Annotated in this window: 24 protein-coding genes and 1 pseudogene; 17 read left to right on the top strand and 8 right to left on the bottom strand. The window is 41.5% G+C overall.

The features are described 5' to 3' along the window. Positions 1-521 precede the first annotated feature (521 nt). The 4 genes from lpdA to A4S05_RS23135 all read left to right on the top strand — a co-directional run bounded on the left by lpdA (position 522) and on the right by A4S05_RS23135 (position 4600). Entirely contained in the window at positions 522-1946 is a 1425-nt protein-coding gene (gene lpdA, locus A4S05_RS23120) for a dihydrolipoyl dehydrogenase (RefSeq protein WP_069072135.1), read from the top strand. A gap of 104 nt (positions 1947-2050) precedes the next feature. Continuing rightward, positions 2051-2941: an indole-3-glycerol phosphate synthase TrpC gene (gene trpC, locus A4S05_RS23125; protein ID WP_069072136.1), complete on the top strand. Its 891-nt coding sequence runs from the start codon at positions 2051-2053 to the stop codon at positions 2939-2941. 252 nt (positions 2942-3193) lie between these two features. After that, positions 3194-3445 carry a DUF5340 domain-containing protein gene (locus A4S05_RS23130; RefSeq protein WP_069072137.1) on the top strand — a complete coding sequence of 84 codons (252 nt, stop codon included), beginning with the start codon at positions 3194-3196 and terminating at the stop codon, positions 3443-3445. 486 nt (positions 3446-3931) lie between these two features. Next, on the top strand, positions 3932-4600 hold the full coding sequence (locus tag A4S05_RS23135; protein ID WP_069072138.1) for a carbonic anhydrase: 669 nt from the start codon (positions 3932-3934) through the stop codon (positions 4598-4600). A gap of 194 nt (positions 4601-4794) precedes the next feature. Here the strand turns inward: A4S05_RS23135 and A4S05_RS23140 are convergent, their stop codons facing one another. From A4S05_RS23140 to A4S05_RS43520, 3 genes are all read right to left on the bottom strand, one after another. Beyond that, complete coding sequence (locus tag A4S05_RS23140; protein WP_069072139.1) at positions 4795-4953, bottom strand: YqaE/Pmp3 family membrane protein; 159 nt, start codon at positions 4951-4953, stop codon at positions 4795-4797. Positions 4954-5094: 141 nt separating this feature from the next. Further along, positions 5095-5442: a translation initiation factor gene (locus A4S05_RS23145; RefSeq protein WP_069072140.1), complete on the bottom strand. Its 348-nt coding sequence runs from the start codon at positions 5440-5442 to the stop codon at positions 5095-5097. Between the two features lie 22 nt (positions 5443-5464). Continuing rightward, a complete protein-coding gene (locus A4S05_RS43520; protein WP_256091102.1) occupies positions 5465-5596 on the bottom strand; it encodes a hypothetical protein in 132 nt (43 codons plus the stop codon). Between the two features lie 133 nt (positions 5597-5729). Between A4S05_RS43520 and trpB the strand changes: the two genes are divergently transcribed. From trpB to A4S05_RS23175, 6 genes are all read left to right on the top strand, one after another. Beyond that, positions 5730-6965, top strand: coding sequence for a tryptophan synthase subunit beta (gene trpB / locus A4S05_RS23150; protein ID WP_069072141.1), 1236 nt, complete (start codon positions 5730-5732; stop codon positions 6963-6965). A 28-nt stretch (positions 6966-6993) separates the two neighbouring features. Continuing rightward, the gene (locus A4S05_RS23155) at positions 6994-8133 is read left to right on the top strand and encodes a class I SAM-dependent methyltransferase (protein WP_084227228.1); all 1140 of its coding nucleotides are present in this window, start codon (positions 6994-6996) and stop codon (positions 8131-8133) included. A gap of 134 nt (positions 8134-8267) precedes the next feature. Then, the gene (locus A4S05_RS23160; RefSeq protein ID WP_069072143.1) at positions 8268-8555 is read left to right on the top strand and encodes a hypothetical protein; all 288 of its coding nucleotides are present in this window, start codon (positions 8268-8270) and stop codon (positions 8553-8555) included. A 232-nt stretch (positions 8556-8787) separates the two neighbouring features. Continuing rightward, entirely contained in the window at positions 8788-9324 is a 537-nt protein-coding gene (locus tag A4S05_RS23165; protein ID WP_069072195.1) for a CAP domain-containing protein, read from the top strand. A 333-nt stretch (positions 9325-9657) separates the two neighbouring features. After that, positions 9658-10206, top strand: coding sequence for a CAP domain-containing protein (locus A4S05_RS23170; protein ID WP_069072144.1), 549 nt, complete (start codon positions 9658-9660; stop codon positions 10204-10206). A gap of 89 nt (positions 10207-10295) precedes the next feature. After that, positions 10296-10925: a ribonuclease H-like domain-containing protein gene (locus tag A4S05_RS23175; protein WP_069072145.1), complete on the top strand. Its 630-nt coding sequence runs from the start codon at positions 10296-10298 to the stop codon at positions 10923-10925. Between the two features lie 403 nt (positions 10926-11328). On the opposite strand, the pseudogene A4S05_RS23180 reads toward A4S05_RS23175, so the two are convergent. Beyond that, positions 11329-11775, bottom strand: a pseudogene (locus A4S05_RS23180) (rhodanese-like domain-containing protein); the annotation flags it as partial. Positions 11776-12254: 479 nt separating this feature from the next. Continuing rightward, on the bottom strand, positions 12255-14612 hold the full coding sequence (locus A4S05_RS23185) for an NACHT domain-containing protein (RefSeq protein WP_069072146.1): 2358 nt from the start codon (positions 14610-14612) through the stop codon (positions 12255-12257). A 700-nt stretch (positions 14613-15312) separates the two neighbouring features. On the opposite strand from A4S05_RS23185, the gene A4S05_RS23190 reads away from it, so the two are divergent. Beyond that, complete coding sequence (locus A4S05_RS23190) at positions 15313-16032, top strand: response regulator transcription factor (RefSeq protein WP_069072196.1); 720 nt, start codon at positions 15313-15315, stop codon at positions 16030-16032. A 148-nt stretch (positions 16033-16180) separates the two neighbouring features. Next, positions 16181-16459 carry a protein rep gene (locus A4S05_RS23195; RefSeq protein WP_069072147.1) on the top strand — a complete coding sequence of 93 codons (279 nt, stop codon included), beginning with the start codon at positions 16181-16183 and terminating at the stop codon, positions 16457-16459. 226 nt (positions 16460-16685) lie between these two features. On the opposite strand, the gene A4S05_RS23200 is transcribed toward A4S05_RS23195, so the two are convergent. The 3 genes from A4S05_RS23200 to pdxA are packed head-to-tail and all read right to left on the bottom strand — an operon-like array spanning position 16686 to position 18289. Next, a complete protein-coding gene (locus A4S05_RS23200; RefSeq protein WP_069072148.1) occupies positions 16686-16919 on the bottom strand; it encodes a hypothetical protein in 234 nt (77 codons plus the stop codon). An 8-nt stretch (positions 16920-16927) separates the two neighbouring features. Further along, complete coding sequence (locus tag A4S05_RS23205; protein ID WP_069072149.1) at positions 16928-17158, bottom strand: hypothetical protein; 231 nt, start codon at positions 17156-17158, stop codon at positions 16928-16930. Between the two features lie 39 nt (positions 17159-17197). Continuing rightward, the gene (gene pdxA / locus A4S05_RS23210) at positions 17198-18289 is read right to left on the bottom strand and encodes a 4-hydroxythreonine-4-phosphate dehydrogenase PdxA (protein ID WP_069072150.1); all 1092 of its coding nucleotides are present in this window, start codon (positions 18287-18289) and stop codon (positions 17198-17200) included. A 206-nt stretch (positions 18290-18495) separates the two neighbouring features. On the opposite strand from pdxA, the gene A4S05_RS23215 reads away from it, so the two are divergent. The 5 genes from A4S05_RS23215 (at position 18496) to A4S05_RS23235 (ending at position 23076) form a co-directional block, all read left to right on the top strand. After that, entirely contained in the window at positions 18496-18600 is a 105-nt protein-coding gene (locus A4S05_RS23215) for a cytochrome b6-f complex subunit PetM (RefSeq protein ID WP_069072151.1), read from the top strand. A 254-nt stretch (positions 18601-18854) separates the two neighbouring features. Beyond that, complete coding sequence (locus A4S05_RS23220; RefSeq protein WP_069072152.1) at positions 18855-19853, top strand: SDR family oxidoreductase; 999 nt, start codon at positions 18855-18857, stop codon at positions 19851-19853. Positions 19854-20420: 567 nt separating this feature from the next. After that, positions 20421-21338, top strand: coding sequence for an NAD(+) kinase (locus A4S05_RS23225; RefSeq protein WP_069072153.1), 918 nt, complete (start codon positions 20421-20423; stop codon positions 21336-21338). Positions 21339-21723: 385 nt separating this feature from the next. Then, positions 21724-22410 carry a response regulator transcription factor NblR gene (gene nblR / locus A4S05_RS23230; RefSeq protein WP_069072197.1) on the top strand — a complete coding sequence of 229 codons (687 nt, stop codon included), beginning with the start codon at positions 21724-21726 and terminating at the stop codon, positions 22408-22410. A 159-nt stretch (positions 22411-22569) separates the two neighbouring features. Beyond that, the gene (locus tag A4S05_RS23235) at positions 22570-23076 is read left to right on the top strand and encodes a DUF192 domain-containing protein (protein WP_069072154.1); all 507 of its coding nucleotides are present in this window, start codon (positions 22570-22572) and stop codon (positions 23074-23076) included. The last annotated feature ends 91 nt before the right edge of the window (positions 23077-23167 follow it).

Raw genomic sequence — 23167 nt, forward strand, 5'->3', positions numbered from 1 at the left:
GGCGGACGTGCGGTTTCGCGTTAAATTGACACCAGTGGCATCTTGCCCGTCCCTTGTATTTCAGGGCACTCGTGTCGCCCACCCTACAAGAATCATCCCTTGATTCAGCAACGCCGTATTTTGAATATTATTTCCTAGTCCCCAGTCCCCAGTCCCTTTGGAGTCTAAAAAAATAAGTATCTAGATTTGACTATAATTACTGAAAACATCCATCTTTTCGCCAGAAGTGATTGAATCATAATCTAAGTCAGCAAAACCCGAACGTTAAATCAGTAAATAGTTATTCAGGCGTATGGTAGGGGATCTAAATCAGTTACCAGTTTCCAGTGTTGACTGATACAGCAGTTTGCAAATAAGTAAGGTACAAAATGCAGGACTCAAAATCAGATATAAAGAGTTTCTACCTCCTGCCTCCTGCCCTCTGCCTCCTGCCTTCCTTGATAACTGATAACTGTTAAAGGGGTTGCGCTGATTGTCGGTCAAGTTGAGAATAAATAGGCGAAGCACACGGGGAAACTAACGTGAGTCAAGAATTTGATTACGATTTAGTAATTATCGGCGCTGGTGTAGGCGGACATGGCGCAGCCTTACACGCCGTGAGTTGCGGTCTGAAAACAGCGATTATTGAAGCTGCTGATATGGGAGGAACCTGTGTTAATCGGGGCTGTATTCCTTCTAAAGCGTTGCTGGCGGCATCTGGACGTGTGCGGGAGTTACGTGATGCCCACCACCTCAAGTCGTTGGGAATTCAAGTTGGAAGCGTGGAATTTGATCGCCAAGCGATCGCTAACCATGCTGGTAATCTCGTCTCGAAAATTCAAGGCGACTTAACCAACAGCCTCAAACGTCTAGGAGTCGATATCATCAGGGGTTGGGGAAAAATTGCTGGGGCACAAAAAGTCTCTGTCACCGGAGACGGTGGTGAAAAAACCATCACAGCCAAAGACATCATTCTTTCCCCCGGTTCAATTCCTTTTGTGCCTCCAGGAATTGAAGTAGACGGCAAAACCGTCTTTACCAGCGATCAAGGTGTCAAGTTAGAGTCGTTACCAGATTGGGTGGCGATTATTGGTAGTGGTTACATCGGCTTAGAATTTTCTGATATTTACTCAGCTTTGGGTTGTGAAATCACCTTGATTGAAGCCCTAGATCAGTTAATGCCAGGATTTGACCGCGATATTGCCAAACTTGCTGAACGGGTGCTGATTACTCCTCGCGATATTGAAACGAAAGTGGGGATATACGCCAAAAAAGTCACTCCTGGTTCACCTGTGGTAATTGAGTTAGCAGATTTCAAAACCAAAGAAGATGTAGATGTCATCGAAGTAGATGCTTGCTTGGTGGCTACGGGACGCATCCCAGCGACCAAAAATCTAGGTTTAGAGTCTGTGGGTGTAGAAGTTGATCGGCGGAACTTTATCCCCGTTGACGATCGCATGGCCGTTCTATCATCTGGCGAAGTAGTGCCGCATCTGTGGGCAATTGGCGACGCGAATGGGAAGATGATGTTAGCACACGCGGCTTCTGCTCAAGGCATCATTGCGGTAGAAAATATAGTTGGGAGGGAAAGAATAGTAGACTATCGCAGCATCCCCGCAGCAGCATTTACCCACCCAGAAGTCAGCTATGTGGGCTTAACAGAAACCGCAGCTAAGGAGTTGGGACAAACCGAAGGATTTGAAATTGCCACAAGTCGGAGTTACTTCAAAGGGAATTCCAAAGCGTTGGCAGAAAATGAAGCCGACGGTATTGCCAAGGTGATATATCGCAAAGATACCGGAGAAGTCTTAGGAGTCCACATTTTTGGACTGCACGCCTCAGACTTAATTCATGAAGCATCAGCTGCGATCGCAAACCGTCAAACTGTCCAAAGCCTCGCACATCTAGTTCACGCCCACCCGACACTCTCAGAAGTCCTGGACGAAGCTTATAAACGAGCCATTTAGTCATTTGTCCTTTGTCATTTGTCCTTTGCTAATAAACAAGGACAAATGACCACTGACTAATGATCAATGACCAATGACCAATGACTAATGACTAATGACTAATTATGCAAATTCGCCGCCGTTCACCTAACCCAGCTATTGATGTATCTATATTGCGTTATCAGGCTGTCGTGCCTGATGCCGCGCCAAAGCACATTTTGGAGGAAATTGTCTGGCAGAAAGAAGTAGAGTATGACCAAATGCGGGAAAAGGTTCCTTTGCAGCAATTGCTGAAGCAAGTACTTACTGCGCCGCCAACCCGTGATTTTGTCGCCGCCTTGCGCCAAGGTAAGACTAATCCAGCATTGATTGCCGAAGTCAAAAAAGCTTCACCTAGCAAAGGCGTTTTACGAGAAGATTTTGACCCAGTTGCGATCGCCCAATCTTATCAGCAAGGTGGTGCTAGTTGTCTTTCTGTGCTAACGGATGTCAAGTTCTTTCAAGGTAGTTTTGATAACTTAGCAAAGGTTCGGGCAGCCGTAGATTTGCCCATACTGTGCAAAGAATTTATCGTTTATGCTTACCAGATATACTTGGCGCGAGTTCAGGGTGCAGATGCCATTTTGTTGATTGCAGCTATTCTCAGCGATCAAGATTTGAAATACTTCCTCAAAATTGCTAACAATCTAAAAATGGCAGCCTTGATTGAAGTCCATAGTTTGGCAGAACTTGACCGTGTGTTAGCCTTAGATGGGGTTTCCTTGATAGGAATCAATAATCGCAATTTGGAAGATTTCTCTGTTGACCTGCAAACCACTTGCCAACTTTTGGCTGCAAGAGGTAGCCAATTGCAAGAGAAAAACATCCTTGTTGTCAGCGAATCAGGACTACACAACCCAGAAGATTTGAGTTTGGTGCTTACAGCAGGTGCATCTGCTGTACTCATTGGAGAATCTTTGGTAAAACAACCAGATCCCGGCGCTGCGATCGCCCGTATATTACCGAGGAATTTCTGAAAAATTACACCTCTCCTGCGCTAAATAAGGGGCGCAGGGCAACTAACTGTACACAATAGTTCAGCAATTGGGCACACTATGCGTAGACACGCAGCACTTTGCCATCAAGTATCATCAATATCTTTGTCAAATCTTCATTGCTAATCAAATCCAAGCCATAAGCAACTAGTTATTTATTATGTAACAATTCATTAATAAGAGACAAACTCTCATTAATACAAAATCCCAAATATGAAATCAAAATTTAACTTCATGGAGCAAATTCCTCTACCTTCGCCTATTCACTACGAACTTATACTTCAACTTTTAGAAAGACAAACTATGTTAGCAGTCAATGATAATCCAGATTTAAGGCATCAGGTGAATCAGCTAATTATTACTCTCCGTAAAGCTGCTGTGCAGCAAAAGCGACTAGAAGAAATTTGCGAGTTTTCCTCTGTAACTATTGATCACCGTTGGTCGATTAACCACCATAACGATAGCAAAGTCGTTGCCCCCGATTGAAGCTGATAACTTAATATCTCAACTTCAAATTTGGCATCTTTCGTTAAGTTATATTACCATTATCAGAAAATGTCTCTGTATATTGAAGGGGTAAGTACTCAAAATTTCCACCAAATTTACTTGACCCAAAGGCACGGTTTGGGGTGTGATTTAAAATCCTCTATATAGACTCTATTTACAGAAATTTCTCTACTTTGTAAAAATATATATAAATACTAAATTAGTATTTGAAATCGGCAGTCTTAACGCTTAAAGTTTAGTTGATATAGATTTTACTTTATTGAGCTAGTTCACTCAATTTATACATAGTTATTGTTTCTCTAACTACTAACTTAGCCTTTGAAAATTTATACAATAATTATCTTAGTGCTGTAGAAAAAATATCATCCTTAGAAGATTTTAGCTCTGGAAAAATTCATCTTGATTTAGAAGAAATTGTAGATCAGTTAAAATATTGATGAGATTCTCTCTCGAATTTAACGAAAGATGAAATATAACAGCATTAACGAACTACTCAGAAATAATCAGGCTTGGGTTGCCGAAAAACTAGCTATAGATCCAACTTACTTTGAAGAATTATCTAATGGACAAACACCACCTTTTCTATACATTGGGTGTTCTGATAGTCGTCTGGCATTAACAAGATTTACCCGTACAGAACCAGGAGAATTATTTGTACATCGTAATATTGCCAATCAAGTTTCTCTAACGGATATAAACTTTTTAGCCGTTTTAGAATACGCAGTTTTACATCTTAATGTAGAACACATTATCGTTTGTGGTCACTACGATTGCGGAGGAATTAAGGCGGCTTTAGAAGGTAGAACCATCGGAATCCTTGATAACTGGGTAAATCCGATTCGGGAACTGTATTTACAGAAACAAGAAGAAATTGATACCTTGCCAACAAGAGAAGAACGTCTCAATCGTTTGGCGGAAATAAATGTTGTGGCGCAAGTGAAAAATCTTTACCAAACTTCTATCATGCGTCAGGTACTCCATGAGCGAAAAGCGCCTATGGTGCATGGTTGGGTACTAGATATAAGCACTGGGTTGATCAAAGATTTGAATGTCTCAACTGTGCAATGGCAATTACACATCTGCCCCTTGCTTTTGGAGTTTAGACTTTATGCTATGTTAAAAAATGAGAGCTAATTCGGTATTTACCGCCAGATAAAACCTGAAACAATACGCTTGAGATTATTATAGATTTTTGTTTAATAAAACTTACAAATACAAAGCAGGTAATTTATTTTCCTTCTTTCCATCCTCTGTATGGAAATGTACTCATTGAGGCCCTGACTCAATTTATCACTGGATGCAGAGCCTCCAACCTACCCTGCAAAGAATTATTTCTTAGCAATTATCCACACTGCATGAATAATTCCAGGAATGTAACCAAAAAGCGTCAAAAGTATATTAATCCAAAAGTCTACGCCAAAGCCTACTTGTAAAAAAACTCCCAAAGGCGGCACGAAAATGGCACACAAAATCCGAACTAAATCCATTTAAACCTCCTATTAATCTCACAAAAGACAGCTTGTTGGTGAAGTTATTCATCACTTTTCAAGCATGTTTGTACCTCTCAAAGATAACATTCTCTCTGTTAATCTAGGTCATGATTTAGATGCGGTAAACCGTACTTAACATTAGCCACCGCTGATTTTGGCTTTGTAACCTAGCTTGGTCAAAATATCGAAAATTTTCTGCTTGTGTTCGCCCTGAATTTCAATTTCGTTATCTTTAACTGTCCCACCTGTGCCGCACTGGGTTTTCAACTGCTTCACCAAATCTGCCAAAGTTTCTGGTTTGACTTGAAAACCACTAATTACTGTGACGGTTTTCCCTTTGCGTCCTTTGCGGGAAGCTTGTACTTTCAGATTTTGTTGTTGTGGGGGTAGTTCTGGAATTGGTCTTTCTGTGGCCGCGGAGTTATCGTTGCCAAATTCGCGGTAGACAAAGCCTTTGTCGGAAGATTTGGGATTGGAAGAAGACATAAAATGAATGTTAAGAAAAATTTCAAAGGCAGTGGAAACTTCTACGCAACCATTCTGCTGGGATATCAATTTCTAGGCTAACATCACAAATCCATTGCAAGGGATTGGGCATGGGGTATGGGGTATGGGGCATTGGGCATTGGGCATTGGGCATTGGGCATTGGGCATTGGTTCTTCTCCCCCTGCTTCTTCCCCAGTCCCCAGTCCCCAATCCCCAATCCCCAGTCCCCAGATATACCCCAGACTTTCTATAATAATTAAGTCATTCCCGTCATCAAAAACAGCCTGTGACTACCACTCCCCTATCTCCAAGTTCAACTGCTCAAGTTCCCGACATGCTAGGTCGCTTTGGGCGCTTTGGCGGTAAGTATGTACCTGAAACGCTCATGCCTGCCCTTGCTGAATTAGAAACAGCTTATGAGCAATACCGCAATGACCCTGGTTTTCAAGCAGAACTACAGCAGTTATTACGAGACTATGTGGGACGTGCAACACCATTGTATTTTGCTGAACGCTTGACTGCTCATTATGCCCGACCCGATCGCACTGGGCCGCAAATTTACTTAAAACGCGAAGATTTAAATCATACTGGCGCTCACAAAATCAATAATGCCCTTGGTCAGGTATTGTTGGCGAAACGCATGGGTAAGCAAAGGATTATTGCCGAAACGGGCGCTGGACAACACGGAGTTGCTACAGCTACAGTTTGCGCTCGTTTTGGGCTGGAATGTGTAATTTACATGGGCGTTCATGATATGGAACGCCAATCTTTAAATGTCTTCAGAATGCGGCTGATGGGAGCAGAAGTACGCCCGGTGGAAGCGGGAACTGGAACCCTAAAAGATGCAACTTCTGAAGCAATCCGCGATTGGGTGACAAATGTGGAAACCACTCACTACATCCTCGGTTCGGTAGCAGGGCCCCATCCTTACCCGATGATGGTACGTGATTTCCATGCAGTCATCGGCCAAGAAACTCGCGCCCAAGCAATGGAAAAATGGGGTGTATTGCCTGATATTCTCTTGGCTTGTGTGGGTGGTGGTTCCAATGCTATGGGACTATTCTACGAGTTTATGAATGAGTCTTCTATACGGTTCATTGGGGTTGAGGCAGCCGGGGAAGGTGTCAATACCGAAAAACACGCCGCAACCTTGACAAAAGGACGAGTTGGTGTATTGCACGGAGCAATGAGCTACCTGCTGCAAGATGAAGATGGGCAAATCATTGAGGCACACTCAATTAGTGCAGGTTTAGATTATCCCGGTGTGGGCCCAGAACATAGCTATTTAAAGGATACTGGTCGCGCTGAATACTATAGTGTGACGGATGCAGAGGCTTTGGCGGCATTTCAGCGATTATCGAAATTGGAGGGAATTATCCCGGCATTGGAAACAGCCCATGCGATCGCCTACCTCGAAACCCTTTGTCCCCAATTAACCGACAGTCCTCGGATTGTAATTAACTGCTCTGGACGTGGTGATAAGGATGTACAAACAGTAGCCAAGTTATTAAATCCTGCATAAATATACTTACAATTCTTGGGAGGAAGCAATGATGGATCAACAATTCCAACACGCGATGCTACCGCAACCTACTCACGACGAGTTGGCACGCCAAAACTTTGTCCAAAGTATGAAAATGCATATTTTCAGGAATATATCTCCTGGTAATAAGGTAGTTTATGAAAAACTAGGCAAACCGAAGTTTGAACAAGAACATCAGCGTCCTCCCCAGAATCGTTATGAAATTCGGGAAGCAATGCAGCACGAACCCTACTATCGCTGGACTAGTGCCCTTAAGCGCATCAGCCAGGAAATGTTATGGGATGCTGTAAATGCCAATGTTGACAGACAGCTACCAGAGTTAATCGAGCGTTCCAAGGACAAGGGTAATGAACTCGGTACTTTAACCCTCGACCCAAATTTTCAAATACCTACTCATCAAAAAGCTGTAGACATTCACTGTATGCCCGGAGGATATCACAGTGAATTCACTGATGATGATGTCGCAGCCGGCGCAACCTACGATCGCGGCGCTTACGTTTATGGTCTAGGTTGGTTGGGGCCGCTCAACGATGATATGGGGCTATCGATAGTCCAAAACTACCTCCTAGCAGAGTATCCTGACTTTCGACCCCGAAAAATTCTCGATATGGGATGTTCTGTTGGCAATAGCACATTACCATACATAGATGGTTTCCCAGATGCAGAAGTCCACGCCATAGATGTAGGCGCATCTATGTTGCGTTACGCTCATGCAAGAGCCGAATCCTTGGGAAAACGGGTACATTTCTCTCAACAAAATGCCGAACATACTAACTTTCCGGATGAATCATTTGACTTAGTGGTTTCTCACATTTTGCTGCATGAAATTCCCCCGCCATCTGTGCGTAAAGTTATGCAAGAATCTTATCGTCTACTGGCTCCTGGCGGCATGATGATCCATGTGGAAGCACCCCTATATCGTCACATGGATATTTATACACAGTTTATTTATGATTGGGAAACCGCTAACAACAACGAACCCTTCTGGAGTGCTGTACGCGATTTGGATTTGGTGTCGCTAGCTACTGAGGCTGGTTTTACAGCAGATAAGGTATTTGAGAAATTTGTCCCTAATGGGGCATGGAAGGCAAAAGTAAGTAACTCAGGCAGCCAAGGCACTTGGTTTGTAGTTGCTGCAACTAAGTAAGAATTCGTAATTCGTAATGACGCTCCTGCGTCGCTAACGCTGCGCTAACGTAATTCGTAATTGAGGAAGTCAGATTTTCTCTGAGTTTCCTTCTTTTCTATGTGTGGTCTGATTTTTGGAGAATTGGTATTAGGATGACAAAAATAGCTAAGGGTAAACGGCCTGTTTACTTAGAAAATCCGCAAACTGATAAATTGTTAGCGATCGTCATGGCTTTAACTGGCGAGGTGTCGGTGCTGCATGAGCGGCTAGACACCATTGAACGGTTGCTAGAGGTTAAAGGTATTTTATCGGCTACTGAGATTGAAGCTTACGAGCCGGATGCCAAAGTAACTAAGGAACGGGAACAGTGGCGTGCAGAATATATTGCGCGGGTGTTGCGTGTGGTACAGGAAGAGTTAGAAACCCTCAACCAAAGCTAGGCACTCAGAGGTTTTAGTGGAGAAAGTTATGCCATTGGTACAGAAAAAATCCTACTAGTGGTAGATGTGAATTTTTCATGAACATTACAAAGTTTTCGTAAAGTCGTGAATGTAACCGTTTTTTGGTAGCTTTTGAACGAAAAACGCCAGAAACAGGAGTATATAGACCTATAAGCAATTTGTCACATTGGCAGTAGTTTGGTTAGATTGTCTGGAACTTTACTTTCAGCAAATGATTAAAACAACAATCTACGCCGTTGCTTTAGGCACTATTGCTCTTAGTAGTGGAGCGATCGCTACTCCTGTAACAAATCAAACTTTTACGCCGCTATCTTCGCAACTATCAAATAATACTGTTAAAATTGCAGCATTGAGCTATGACACTGCCGCGATAGAACAGTCAGTTTTCAACCAAATTAATAGCTACAGAGTTTCCCAAGGGCGACTAGCGCTGACTCGGAATTCTTCCATCGATAATCAAGCCAGGATTCACAGTCAGAACATGGCTAATGGTAAAGTGGGCTTTGGACATACAGGATTTTCACAACGTGTTGTAGCAACCGGTATTCCTTACAGAGCAGCTGGTGAAAATGTCGCTTACAACCAGGGATATGCTGATCCTGCTACGAAAGCTGTACAAGGTTGGCTCAAAAGTTCAGGGCATCTTGCCAATATCAGAAATCAGAATTATAGCTTGACGGGGATTGGTGTTGCTGTCACCAGTTCCGGCAAAGTTTACTTCACACAAATATTTATGACACCAAGATAGATCCCAAAAGTGTAGCAAAATTTCGGTTTTTCCTTGTTAGCTAATCTTTTGTCAAATATTGAGTAATGTAGCTTCAATGACATTTGTCTTTTGAATACTACATTATTTTTTTAGTAATGCATGAAAATCTGAAATTGTCAGCAAAAGTCAGCATGGTTTTCATGAAGTTGACCTATTGAAGTATTGACAATTAGAAATGATTATTTGTGTTCCTTGTAAAGGAAATAGCCAAATTGCCGAAATTCATCAATCCTTAATAGTATCGTGGTATATATCATCGGAACAATGAGGTAGAGTATAAGTCTTATATCTCTACACATTACGCAATTCTCCATGTTCCGACAAACTGCTTTTGGCATCGCTTTAAGTGCGCTTGTCCTTGCTAGTGGATTAACGACTGTTCCGATACCAAATCACACTTCTACGAATACATCCACCCGTAATAAGCTGTTGTCACTTTTTTCCAGTCAGGCTGCAATATCGACTCCTACTTTTAAAACTACGGAGCTAGAAAAATCAGTATTTGACCAAATTAATCGATATCGGGCTTCTAAAGGACTGCCAAAGTTGACCCTAAATGCTAGTATCACTCGACAGGCAAGAATTCATAGTCAAAATATGGCTAAAGGTAAAACCCCATTTAGCCATCAAGGCTTTGAAGGACGAGTCAAAGCTATCACTCTTCGCTACAACAGTGCAGCGGAAAATGTTGCTTTCAATCGGGGATATAGCAACCCCGTAGAGGAAGCTGTTACTGGCTGGATCAATAGCCCCGGACACCTAAAAAATCTGAAAGGAAATTACAACCTTACTGGAATTGGCGTTGCTACTAATAATCAAGGCGAAGTCTACCTTACACAACTTTTCTTTCGGGCTAAGTAGATTTAATTTTTAATTTGTTTGCACAATAATAATGTATTGTCTGACAATACTTTTGTCTGTTGGACACTGCTATTATTTTTGGACAATACATGACATTATCAGATTTTCAGGTGAGCGATCGCGACCTTAGCGACGCAGCCCTTGAACAGTATTTAGAATCGACGGCGATCGCAGTTGATACAGAAACGATGGGATTATTGCCGTTGCGCGATCGCTTGTGTCTCGTCCAACTGTGCAACCTTGAGGGGAAAGTGACTGCAATCCGCATAGCCAAAGGACAAGCAGACGCTCCAAACTTAAAAAAACTCTTAGAAGCGGCGAATGTCGTAAAAGTATTTCACTTTGCTCGTTTTGACCTTGCCACTTTGCGAGCCAATCTGCGGATTCAGGTTAAACCTGTTTTTTGCACCAAAATTGCCAGTAAGTTAGCCCGTACTTATACAAATCGCCACGGACTTAAAGATGTGGTGCAAGAATTAGAACAAGTGGAACTGGATAAAAGCTCTCAAAGTTCTGATTGGGGTAACGCCGCTAGTTTATCTGAAGCTCAACTAAGTTATGCTGCCAATGATGTGCGCTACTTACTTAGTGTGCAGCAGAAGCTAATAGAAATGCTCAAACGAGAAGAACGTTGGGAAATTGCTCAAGAATGTTTTCAATTTCTACCAACTATAGTTTCCTTAGATTTGTTGCAATTTAAGGATTTGTTTGAACACTGATGAAATAGATAATGAGGAGTAGGGACAAGAAATTGTGACTGCTCGTCGCTATAGACTACTGAACTGTCAAGTTTCAATTGATAGGTAAGTAAGCTCGTAGTAAGGACTTTAGTCCTTATTTTATTTTCTAAGCACTAAAGTCCTTACTACAAAACTTTAATTATTCACACCTACTTACTCAGGTGCTTTTTACCTAAGATCCAACGTTGGAATCATTAGTGTCTCTAGGAGTTTTAGATTCACTAACACCTTCTTTGAGGTTACTGGTTCCCTCTTGAATACCTTCCTTCAAGTTACTAGCTCCCTCTTGAATGCCTTCTTTCAAGTTACTAGCTCCTTCTTGAATGCCTTCTTTAAGGTTACTAGCTCCCTTCTTAATGGCTTCCGTGGCGCTAGTACCTCCCTTTTGCAGATTTTCTTGGTGATTTTGTAGCCGAGCTACAACATTGTAGTCATCTGCCCCTGGGGGAGTTTTTGATTCAATAATGCCTTCTGTTGGCCCACCGATCGCCTTCCATCCGCCAAGACCACCTCTGAGTTGGGAGACGTGCTCAAATCCATTAGAACGCAGTTGTTGTGCGGCTTGAGCAGTTTCTTCTTCATTCGCACCGTAAACGTAAATGTCACGGCTTTTATCCAAAGAAGGTATTGCACGTTCTACCAATTCATCTACTGGCATGGGCATCGCTCCCATAATATGACCTTGGTTGAAGGTGTTGCGATCGCGCACATCCAGGATTGTAAAAGCTGGTTCGCCCCATTCCAAGCGAGACTTCAAGACATGAGCATCAGATTGTGCTTCTATTGGCTGCTGTGGGGGAATAATGCCACCTACTAAATTATTAACCATAACTGCTCCTTGCTGACGATGTTAATAGCAATTTAACGAACTCAATGTATTTAATTGCTCTTTCGCTGGTATGAATATCCTCGAAATCTCTCCTCAGACAGACTGGGTAATTTCAATAATTTCTGCCAATTAATCAATTGCAAATACAACCATTTAAGACTATGGGAATACCAGATTTTCTATTAATATAATTAAATAGAGTTAAATTTTCTGTTTCTCATGTTGTAGTAATTGAGACAATTTTAATTTTACTAAGTTCTTAAAAAAATCATAAAAAATATTATTGAAGAAGAATTCAGAAGTCAGAATTCAGTACTCAGAATAAAGACGCGACGCTCGTTCGCCTTTGGCGTCTCCCATTGGGAGAAGACTCGCTAACGCTACGAAGCACCGCCAGTCATACAGAAAATATTGCTGAATTCTGACTCCTGACTCCTGAATTCTGACTCCTGAATTCTGTTCGATTAAAAAGTAAAAAATCAGCTATTAATATAGGAATTTCGTACCTTTTCAATATCAGCGATCGCTAATAATAATGTCTCCTCAATTTCCTGCCGTACTCTTGGACTTACATAAGCGGCGCTATTGAGACAATCTACCAGCAACTTATTGACATCGTAATATTGCTGAAGTAATTCTTTTTGCTGTTCGTTGAACTGCCAGTAATAACCAATATTGCGATATTTAATCAGTATATTTCTTAATTGTTCACCCCAGATTTTACCCTTAGCTTGCCACCAATCCCTAAATTTATCTAGATTGCTGTCTATAGGTGGCAGTTGTTTTTTAAGTTTTTGCAGCACTTGCTTCAATTTAATATCAACAACAAGATTAATAGCTTCATCAAAGGCAATGGCAAAGGCATGAACATGATCAAGGACATCGTTAAGACTATGCTCAAAAGCAAAATTAAGTTCGTCAACACAGGCAACAGTACTAAACAGAAATTCATCAAGAGCAAGCTCAGGGTCAAAAGCTATGTTACCAACAAGTGCGTACTCAAGATCATAACCAGAAGTATAAACAAAGGTGCGAGGTCTATTGCAAGAGCTTTGTTCAACGCAAACGAGGTAAAAAGCACGAACGGCTGCTGCTTTGTAGTTAGTAGAGATTGAACTAGATTTTTGACGCAGCCAGGTTAAAAAATATTGTAATCTCTCGTCGCTAGCCATTAATAAATCAATTTTTTGTTTCATTATCTGTAGTATTTCATCAGAATTAGACAACATACTAACAGCTAGTAAAAATACTTCTTGCCAGCGTTTTTCGGTCATGTGACTAACCAGATTGTTCCAAGCTTCGACTTGGGAAATCTCAACAACTTTTCTAGCTGTAAAATATTTTTGGAGCGTCAAATGAGAAAAAGAGTAAATTTCTTGTGCCCTTTGCACTAATAACCCATTTTGTACTTCAATTGCCTTCAAAACTGCTTCTCGATCTAACTGCAATTGAGTTCCTTCTAATGTATCAAGACAGTTAGCAATAAGTTGGAGAATTTTTTCCTTTTCAAAAAAGTAATTTTCTTGCTCAAAAGTTATAGATGCAAGTTTACAAAGGAGCTTTTTTTTACTTAATGGAGTCAAATTACAACCAATGCGATCGCGTTTAATACCTCTAATTTCATCCCATCTGACCAGCAAAATGTTCAGCGCTTGCTCATATAACTTGGCTGGGTTTAAGGAAAATCCATCTCTTACTTGAAAAACTAGGCAAATCCAATGCAACAGTATTGGAGTGACCGCTAATTCTCGGATATGCTGATTTTCTGGTAGATGTAGCTGATTAATAAATAAATTTCCTATGGCTTCCCCATCTTCCCTAGAATTAAGAGCAACTGCAACAAACCAATTTTTGACAAAAACTTCTACTTGCTCTTGGTCAAAGTCTGCTACCTCAACTTCAGTAAATCCCTGAAATCTATATTTATGGGCAGCAATCCGACTGCTAATAACAAACTTATTTTTGTAAAAACTCTGGGTAAATCTACGAATTTCTACTGTGACTTTATCTGCCTTTTCTACTGGTACTTCATCTAATCCATCTAGCAAAATCAGTAGTTTGCCCTCACTCAGCAGAATTTTAGTTGATTCTTTTTCAATACCGCAACTCAGAAATTCTTCACTGATGTAGTTCAATATATTGAATTGGCTGTCACTTTTAGCATCTTCAGCAAATTCTTTCACCCTAATAAAAGTTGCGATGCGGTTTGGCTGAAACTTGCCTTTGTTACACTCAATTGCGAGATATTGTAAAAATGTGGTTTTACCTGATCCTGGTTTACCGAGCACTATTAGTTTTGAGTGTTGTAATACCGCCTCTAAGCCTGGTAATCGTCTCTGACGCTTATATCCTCCAAGTTGATTAAAGTTCGATTCAGATTTGAAGTCTTTTAACAGGTCAGAAACTTCTCGCCATTCCAGGCTAGTTATCTTCTCTAAGACATTAATATTGGTGTAAATATCCATCAGTTGGACTGTCTGGGAAATATCCAACATTTGCATGGTATTGCACTGGTCTTCAATTTTGTCTTGGCGCTTTTGACACACTTCCCGCACCAATGTATCGAGGTCAGCACCTTGGAATTGCGCTTTAGGAGTTGCATCAAATGCTACATCTTCAGGTAAGCCAGCTACTTTTTGCCAAGATAATCCTAGCTGTTGGCAAATTTGGACAAAACAAGAGCGAGAAACCGACTCACCTGCAAAAAATTTGGAAACTGGTTGACGTGTAATTCCTAAAGCTGTTGCTAATTTATGCTGACTCCAAGTTTTGTCTGTTAAAGCTGTTTTTGCTGCCCTTATACCTTCTGGTGATGCTCTCAGTCCTTGGCTTATCATAGTCTCAGGCTGAAACTTGTAGTATAGTATATGCTTAAGAGGGTAACTACATGTAAATGCACCAGGGTAGATTTTCGTAGACCTTCTTCAAGAACTGACTTTTCACGGTATCTGGAAAACCTCACTTCTATTTCTCTCTTCCTTTAAGGAGAGAGACTTTGAATTTCCCCCTTCCCGCATCGGGAAGGGGGTTAGGGGGTTAGGTTAATCGTTACCTTTTCCACATAACGTGAAAAGTCAGCTTCAAGAAGACATAGTCGTTGGCTAAAATACGGTTGGGTTAAATAGGAGTTTAGAATCTAGATTGGCTTATGGCTTCGTTTGTGAGCCTTTTATAGATATCTAATTCATCAGAGAATGCAGTTGCTCTTCCAAAGTTATAGCAATTGCAGTGGTGTTTAGTGTTTCTTTGGACTATTTGCGGTTATGGAGATTGTCTTCAAGGACACTTATTTTAAGTATGAAAGTTTAAAAATATACAATACAAATTCAAAATTATACAAAAATCATACAAGACTTATACATTTTATAAGCATTACGATGGCTGAAGTTTTTATAAACTTCATGGAAAATTAATTGTACACAAGTACTACAGTAGCGATCGTACTCAGCAGAGACGCGCGTGAATACACTCTCAACAGAAACACGTAAAGCAAAACTGACGCAACAGCGAATCGCCCAATCAATAATAGGCAGCATTATGGTTACAGTTCCCACTACTACTCCTAAAATTCTGATCGTCGATGACGATTTCGGTGTGCGAAATCTCGTCTATCGTTTTTTAAGTCGGAAATATCAAATAGAGTCCGCAGCAGATGGTAAGACTGCCTTATCGTTGTTTGAGCAATTTAATCCAGCTTTAGTAATTCTGGATTGGAATTTGCCGGATGTTACTGGTTATAACCTTTGCCAAGAAATGCAGAGTCGTACTAATGTTTTAGTGCTGATACTGACTAGTAGAACTGACGAGGCTGATAAAATTAGAATCTTAAGCGCCGGTGCTGATGATTTTATGACTAAACCATTTAGTCTTGCAGAAGTTGAAGTGAGAGTAGAAGCTCTTTTAAGACGGATACGCTACATCAACCCCTCCCCAACACAACGGATTGTTTTCAAGCAGTTAGCAATTAATCCAGAGGGTCGAGAGGTAACACTTAACGATAAACCTCTCGCCTTAACAGCCCTGGAATTTAATATCTTACATTTTTTAGCAAGTCATCCTAATCAAGCTTGGAGTCGCCCACAGCTAATCCAAAAAATTTGGGGTTGCGACTACATAGGAGATGGACGGGTAGTTGATGTGCATATTGGTCAGTTGCGTAAGAAGATGGAAGTCGATACCAGCGTACCGGAGTTTATTAAAACTGTGCGGGGTTATGGTTATAAGTTTGAAGCGCCCGATGAGATTACTGATTCCTAAATTTCCCGATTTCAGGAGGACTTACTAACAAGGAATGACTCATCTGAGTCAGTATTAGTTTTAGTGTTTACCTAAATACTTTTACTGAGGCTTGACCCTATCAATTGCGTTAAGTTGGAACGTTGATACAAACTGATTTGGTAATTTCGTGTCTGCTCAAGCCTCAGATGCTAACTTTCCAGAAATTCCTAATTATCAGGTGAAAGAGTCAGATTTGGTGGGTGATAGAGAATGGTTTTTAGAGTTAACCCGTCAACTGCATAAAACTAGAGCGATCGCTGTTGGGGGTATACTCAGGCAATATATGCGCGAATTAGAGGAGAAAAACCAAGACCTTCTAGATGAAAGTGAAGAGATGGATGAGGTGGATGGGGAAAGTTTGTTTTTCCGATGGGAGCGCAAGTTGCAAAGATTTAATATAGAGTGACATCAGCGATGTAAGAATAGCTTCGATGATCGAGTTATAAAATCTAAAAATAAAAGGGGAAAAATAACAATGACTGATCCAAAGCCTATTCGCACAGTTGATCGGGGAAGAATATTCGCTGATATTCAGTGGTCAGAATAAAATCTCAATGGAAAGCTCAACAAGAGGAATTTTCCCAACGCGGTAAAGTTATTTTTGACCAAGTTAAACCAGAGTTAATCAATATTTAACTAGCCAGAGACAAAGCTTCTGCAAGCGCTTTTGGTAATTCAATCAATACAAAATAATTGCTAGGATATAAATAGTCTTCACCTGATTCATCAATAACTCTAATCATTCGGTGCTTAACAGCATCAGAATCAGGAACAGTCTGGTAAATTTTCCGAATTTCTAAAGAAGCAGGATAATCTTTGTTGCTAATGCAAACAACATATTGAGTTTGTGTGTTCGCTGACTGCATAACGACTCCTATAGAAAGCGTTTTATTTTGATTTCTTTCTTACCAATTCCGTGGGCTTCATACCAGTGTAACTCAGCTTCATAAATACTTCCGTCGTCTAAGCTAATGGTTGCAAAGCCTTTAAGTTTCCGCCACCGTCCTGAAGCATAAGTTTTACGCAAGCGTTCGAGTTCACGAATGGAGTTACCAACAGCAATTATTTCAATATTGGTGATGTCTCCGATAATTTGAAAATTCAAGTAAGCATTACTCCCAGTAAATATTGCAACAAATAACTTTTAACCACAACTTACCGCAAATCTTTGACTAACCAACTCAGTCGCTAAATGTATCGCTGCTTTCATACTCGTAGCATCAGCAATTCCCTTACCCGCAATATCAAACGCTGTTCCATGATCCGGTGAAGTCCGAACGAAAGGAAGACCTATAGAAGTATTAACTGCCCGATCAAATGCCATCAGCTTCACAGGAATTAAGCCTTGATCGTGGTAAAGTGCCAGGTAGGCATCAGCCGGATTTTGTACTAAAGAATTTCCATACCAAGCTTGACCAGGTTTAACCCACATCGTATCTGGCGGTATCGGCCCATCTAGCTGCAATTGTGGACGATTTTGCCGCTCTTGCTCCAACCAGGGAATTAGCCAATCCTGTTCTTCATGCCCAAGTTGTCCCTGTTCGCCACTGTGGGGATTTAAACCTGCGATCGCAATTCTCCCATTTTCTATCCCAAAATCTTTCTCTAAACACTCCACCAGCAAATCTAGCTTCTGTGTTAACAACTGCGGTGTCAATGTATCAGCTACTTGACTTAAGGGAATATGTGTGGTAGCTAACAAAGTGCGGAGTATCCAACCAGTATGGGGCGATCGCGCCACAAATAACATCCCAAAGCGGTCAACACCTGATTTTTGCGCTAAAAGTTCCGTTTGCCCTGGATAATTATACCCTGCGGCTTTCCAAGCAGATTTAGCGATCGGCCCCGTGACAATACCATCAAATTTACCAGCGAGTGTTTGTGCGATCGCGTATTCCATATAGGCAAAACTAGCCGCACCACTCGCCGCATTACCTATTCCTGAGATAATTTCACCTTTTATTTCCCCATCCAACTGGACATCGCTGATTGACAACTCATCTGGATTTGCCAAAGGTGTTAAATTCTCTGTTAAATTCAGTTTGCGATAAGTCTGTACCAGCAAATCCCCGTTACCAACCACTGTAACGTCATATTTTTTACTAATTTCCGTATCTGCTAAAGCTTTCAAAATCACTTCTGGCCCAATTCCCGCAGGATCTCCCAACGTCAACGCCAAGCGCGGACGATTCTCTTTAGCAAAATTTATTAAATTACCTTGATTATTTTGATACATAAAATTTATTCATAATAATTATCATCAAGTTTTCTCACATTTCCCTATTTCCACCACTCCACAGTAGGGATTGCCCCCCAAACCAGTAGGGATTACTTGCTAAACTAGTTTAAAATTATTTACACAGGTCTAATCCTAGAGTAACAATTCAAGAGCTTCTGTTAGACCTAGTTTACACACCACTTTGCATAAGGAGAATCACACCAATGGGCGGCGAAATTTTAAATGCAGCTCTATTGTCTTTCAGTTTAATCTTCGTAGGCTGGGCACTAGGCGCATTGTTACTGAAAATTCAGGGCGGAGAAGAATAATTAGTGCTGAGTTAGGAGTTAGGAGTTAGGAGTTATTTTATTCTCCCCACTCCCCATTCTCCATTCCCTATTCCCCACTCCCCATTCCCTTTTTCATCAAAATGAGAAAAAAGCTTGTCCATTAACCGGACAGCTATTTTCTCATGAGTCTATCCAAATCAATTGATTTTCTGAGAAAAGATGTAAAGTTTTGTTTGCATAGGTTATTCTGATAACATTCTTTTCATAAAACATTAAAATTTATTACACCCCTCATGACATTATTAATCGTCGGTGCCACTGGCACCTTAGGAAGACAAGTGGCTCGTCGGGCAATCGATGAGGGATATAAAGTACGCTGTCTTGTTCGCAGCAGTAAAAAAGCAGCTTTTCTCAAAGAATGGGGTGCAGAACTCGTACCCGGAAATTTGCGTTACCCCGATACCCTAGCGGAAGCTTTAGTTGGCGTAACCCAAGTTATTGATGCGTCAACATCCCGTCCTACAGATTCACTGAGTATTAAACAAGTGGATTGGGACGGCAAAGTAGCATTGATTCAAGCAGCAAAAGCAGCGGGTGTAGAGCGTTTTGTCTTCTTTTCGATTTTAGATGCTGATAAATACCCAGAAGTGCCGCTAATGGAAATTAAGCGGTGTACAGAACTCTTCCTCGCTGAGTCAGGTTTAAATTACACTATCTTGCGGCTAGCTGGGTTTATGCAAGGGTTAATCGGTCAATACGGGATTCCCATTTTAGAAGCACAGCCAGTTTGGGTAACAGGTAATTCTTCTCCCATCGCCTATATGGACACTCAGGACATTGCTAAGTTTGCTATCCGAGCATTGAGTGTACCAGAAACAGAAAACCAGGCTTTTCCTGTAGTCGGTACTCGTGCATGGAGTGCAGAAGAAATCATCAACTTGTGCGAACGCTTATCTGGCAAAGATGCCAGAGTAACGCGGATGCCAATAAACTTACTGCGTGCTGTGCGGGGCTTAATGCGGTTCTTTCAGTGGGGATGGAACGTAGCAGACAGGCTAGCGTTTACTGAAGTATTGGCTAGTGGTAAACAGTTAAATGCTTCAATGGATGAAGTCTATACAGTCTTTGGTTTAGATCCACAACAAACCACAACCCTAGAAAGCTATCTACAAGAGTACTTCAGCCGAATTATGAAGAAGCTCAAAGAGGTAGACTACCAGAAAAATAAAAATAAAAAGCAGAAACCTAAAAAAACTCCTTTTAAACAGTCTTCAAAAGCCAATAGCCAATAATCATTGCAAAATAGACATTTAGTCGTAAAACTCTAAACTCTAGATTAATGACTAAATGACCAAAAATGTGTAAGGATTACCGAAAATTTAGGTAAAAGCCCCGTCCTTCTAGGACGGCTTTAATTCTCTAAATTTGTCTTGAAAGTTTCCGGTGATTGGTATACTAAAACAATATCACAGGTAGAATAACCGCTAGCACAAATGGATAACCAACCCCAATACGACTGGCTAGAAAATAATAATGGTTAGTGGGCGGCGAAAACCACGATAAACATAGCTGGGGTAGCCAAGGCGCACCCATACCAGAAAAGTCAAAAACTTGTTAATTAAGCGTACCGTGGGGCACACGGGAACAGGGGGAGAAATCCTCTAAAGCTTGGGGAGATAAGCCCTCTGGGGCTGTCTAAGTTAGGCTCGAAACTTGGTTCAATTGAATGGGTTTTTGGTTTAAGTAATGCCGAAAGGCTAGGCAGTTTAAAGGTGTATCAATGAACCAAGAATCCCTATGCTTTTAGTCTGGGGAGTGTCAAATAATACAGAGCATCGCCTAAACTTGGATATTTGAGTGTGCCGAAAGCAGGCATTATCTACAATGACGTTAAACCGATAGCGGGCCGTGTCGCTATCGAGTTGAAAGACAAGCTAACCGCAGCCGGTTGGAATGTATGTATCACATCGAGTATCGGTGGAATACTGGGCTACTCTACACCTGAGAGTTCTGTATGCCACACCCCCATTGACGGTCTGACACCCCCTGGTTTTGACTCAGATATGGAGTTTGCAGTGGTGTTAGGGGGAGACGGCACTGTTTTAGCAGCGTCTCGTCAAGTAGCCCCCTGTGGTATTCCACTGCTAACAGTGAATACCGGCCACATGGGATTTTTAACAGAAACTTTCCTGAATCAATTACCCCAAGCACTAGAACAGGCGATGGCGGGTGAGTATGAAATTGAAGAACGAGCTATGCTCACCGTCAAAGTGTTTCGGGGAGATTCAGTGCTATGGGAAGCTCTCTGCTTAAATGAAATGGTACTGCATCGGGAACCCTTGACCTCTATGTGCCATTTTGAAATTGCCATAGGGCGTCATGCGCCAGTAGATATTGCGGCGGATGGTGTGATTGTTTCTACACCTACTGGTTCTACAGCTTACTCATTGAGTGCTGGTGGCCCAGTCGTGACTCCTGGCGTACCTGTTTTACAGCTGGTACCCATTTGTCCCCATTCTCTAGCTTCGAGAGCATTGGTATTTCCGGATACCGATTCGGTCAACATCTACCCAGTCAATATTCCTCGACTGGTGATGGTAGTAGATGGCAATGGGGGGTGTTATATCCTACCAGAAGATCGAGTATATATGGAGCGATCGCAATATAGTGCCAGATTTATTCGCCTGCAACCACCTGAGTTTTTCCGAATTTTGCGAGAAAAATTAGGTTGGGGTCTGCCACATATCGCTAAACCAACTTCGGTAGAATTGCCGTAGTTATTGGGGATTGGGCATTGGGGATTGGGCATTGGGTATTGGGTATTGGGTATCGGGCATTGTGGATTAAACTTATCCGTAAATTACGTTTTAACCCTCTGATTTATAAGGCTTAAAGGTTAATTCGCGGATATGTCTATTGGGAATTGGTGATTGTTACTTTCTTCTTATTACCCATGCCCCATGCCCAATACCCTTGAAGTTAGTTATTAAGATTGCATCGGAGAATTAGATAGCTGACACCTGAACGTGCTAAAAAATTCTTAGCAGCGTGTCAAATCAGGATTGCTCCGTCACTAAAAACTCGTAATTGCACTTTATGACTGATGTAAAGATTTTCTCTGGAATATCTTTACGAATCCCAAATCCAATATCCCAAATTGTTATGACAGTTGCTTCAAGTCCCTGTGTTTTGGTGATTGAAACCGATGAGAGCCTAGCAAATCAGCTTGCTTGCGATTTGCAAGAAGCCGGCTATGAATCAATTTTGGCTCATGATGCGACCAGTGGCTTACAACACTGTCGCGATCGCCAACCTGCTTTAATTGTCTTAGACCGGATGCTAGCAGGAGAATCAGGACTCTCATTGTGTAAAAATATGAGAAGCACTGGTATGCGATCGCCTGTATTGATTTTAATGGCAAGGGATACAGTCGATGATCGTGTAGCCTGTTTAGAAGCTGGAGCGGATGATTACATCCTCAAGCCTTACCGTTCAGAAGACTTTTTGAAGTTAATTCGCCTCTACTTAAAACCCGATGTGGATACCACGGAGCAATTGCGCTTTGGGGATTTGATTTTAGACATAGCAACTCGCCGTGCTATACATAGCGGACGGGCAATTGACTTAACAATGAAGGAATTTGAACTATTAAAATTCTTAATGGAACATCCTCGTGAGGTGTTAACCCGCGAACAAATTTTAGAAAATGTTTGGGGTTACGACTTTCTGGGTGAGTCGAATGTAATTGAAGTGTACATCCGCTACTTGCGCCTAAAAATTGAAGATGAAGGTCAAAAGCGGCTCATTCAGACAGTGCGCGGTGTCGGCTACGTTTTAAGAGAATCCTAGTACAGGCGGAAGTTTCCCTACCTTTAACAACGGGTTTAAGCCTCTTGTCTGTTAATTGAGGTTAAAAACGGCTGTGTATTAGGGGACGAATCAAAGCCGTGGGTTTTCCAGCTTAAATTCTGTAAAATTGAAATCTAAATTACAAAATCGAACAAATATATGAGTCGTCGGCTAAGTTTGCTCTCGATATTGCTGAGTATTTTTCTGATGGGCTGTTCTATGCCAACAACAGCTAAACCTCCCAGCCTCACCTCTGGTTCTCAAACTCCAGCACCAGAGAATTTAGGTCAAACACTACCAATTTCTGCTAAAGCCATTGTTCCGAATGGTACAACAATTAAATTAGAGGTGGCGCAGACCCCAGAACAGCAAGCGATGGGCTTGATGTATCGACCAGCTTTGCCAGATGACCGAGGGATGCTGTTTGGATTCCCTTCAGCACAGCCAGTAAGTTTTTGGATGAAGAATGTACCAGTGCCTTTGGATATGGTATTTTTACAGAACGGTGTCGTTAAATATATTCAAGCTTCTGCACCTCCTTGTGCAAATCAGCCTTGTCCTACCTATGGCCCAAACACACCAATAGATAAGGTAATTGAACTTCGCTCTGGAAGAGCTGCCGAATTGAACTTGAAAGTGGGCGATACTGTCAAAATCGAATTTTGAGACTTTAGTGCTTTGCGACCATAAAGACTTAAGTAGTTACTCTGTTAAGAACCTGCATGGTCTAAGTATATGTTTTTTTTGTAAAAAATAT

The organism is Nostoc sp. KVJ20 (assembly GCF_001712795.1).
In the GTDB taxonomy this organism is placed as follows: Bacteria; Cyanobacteriota; Cyanobacteriia; order Cyanobacteriales; family Nostocaceae; genus Nostoc.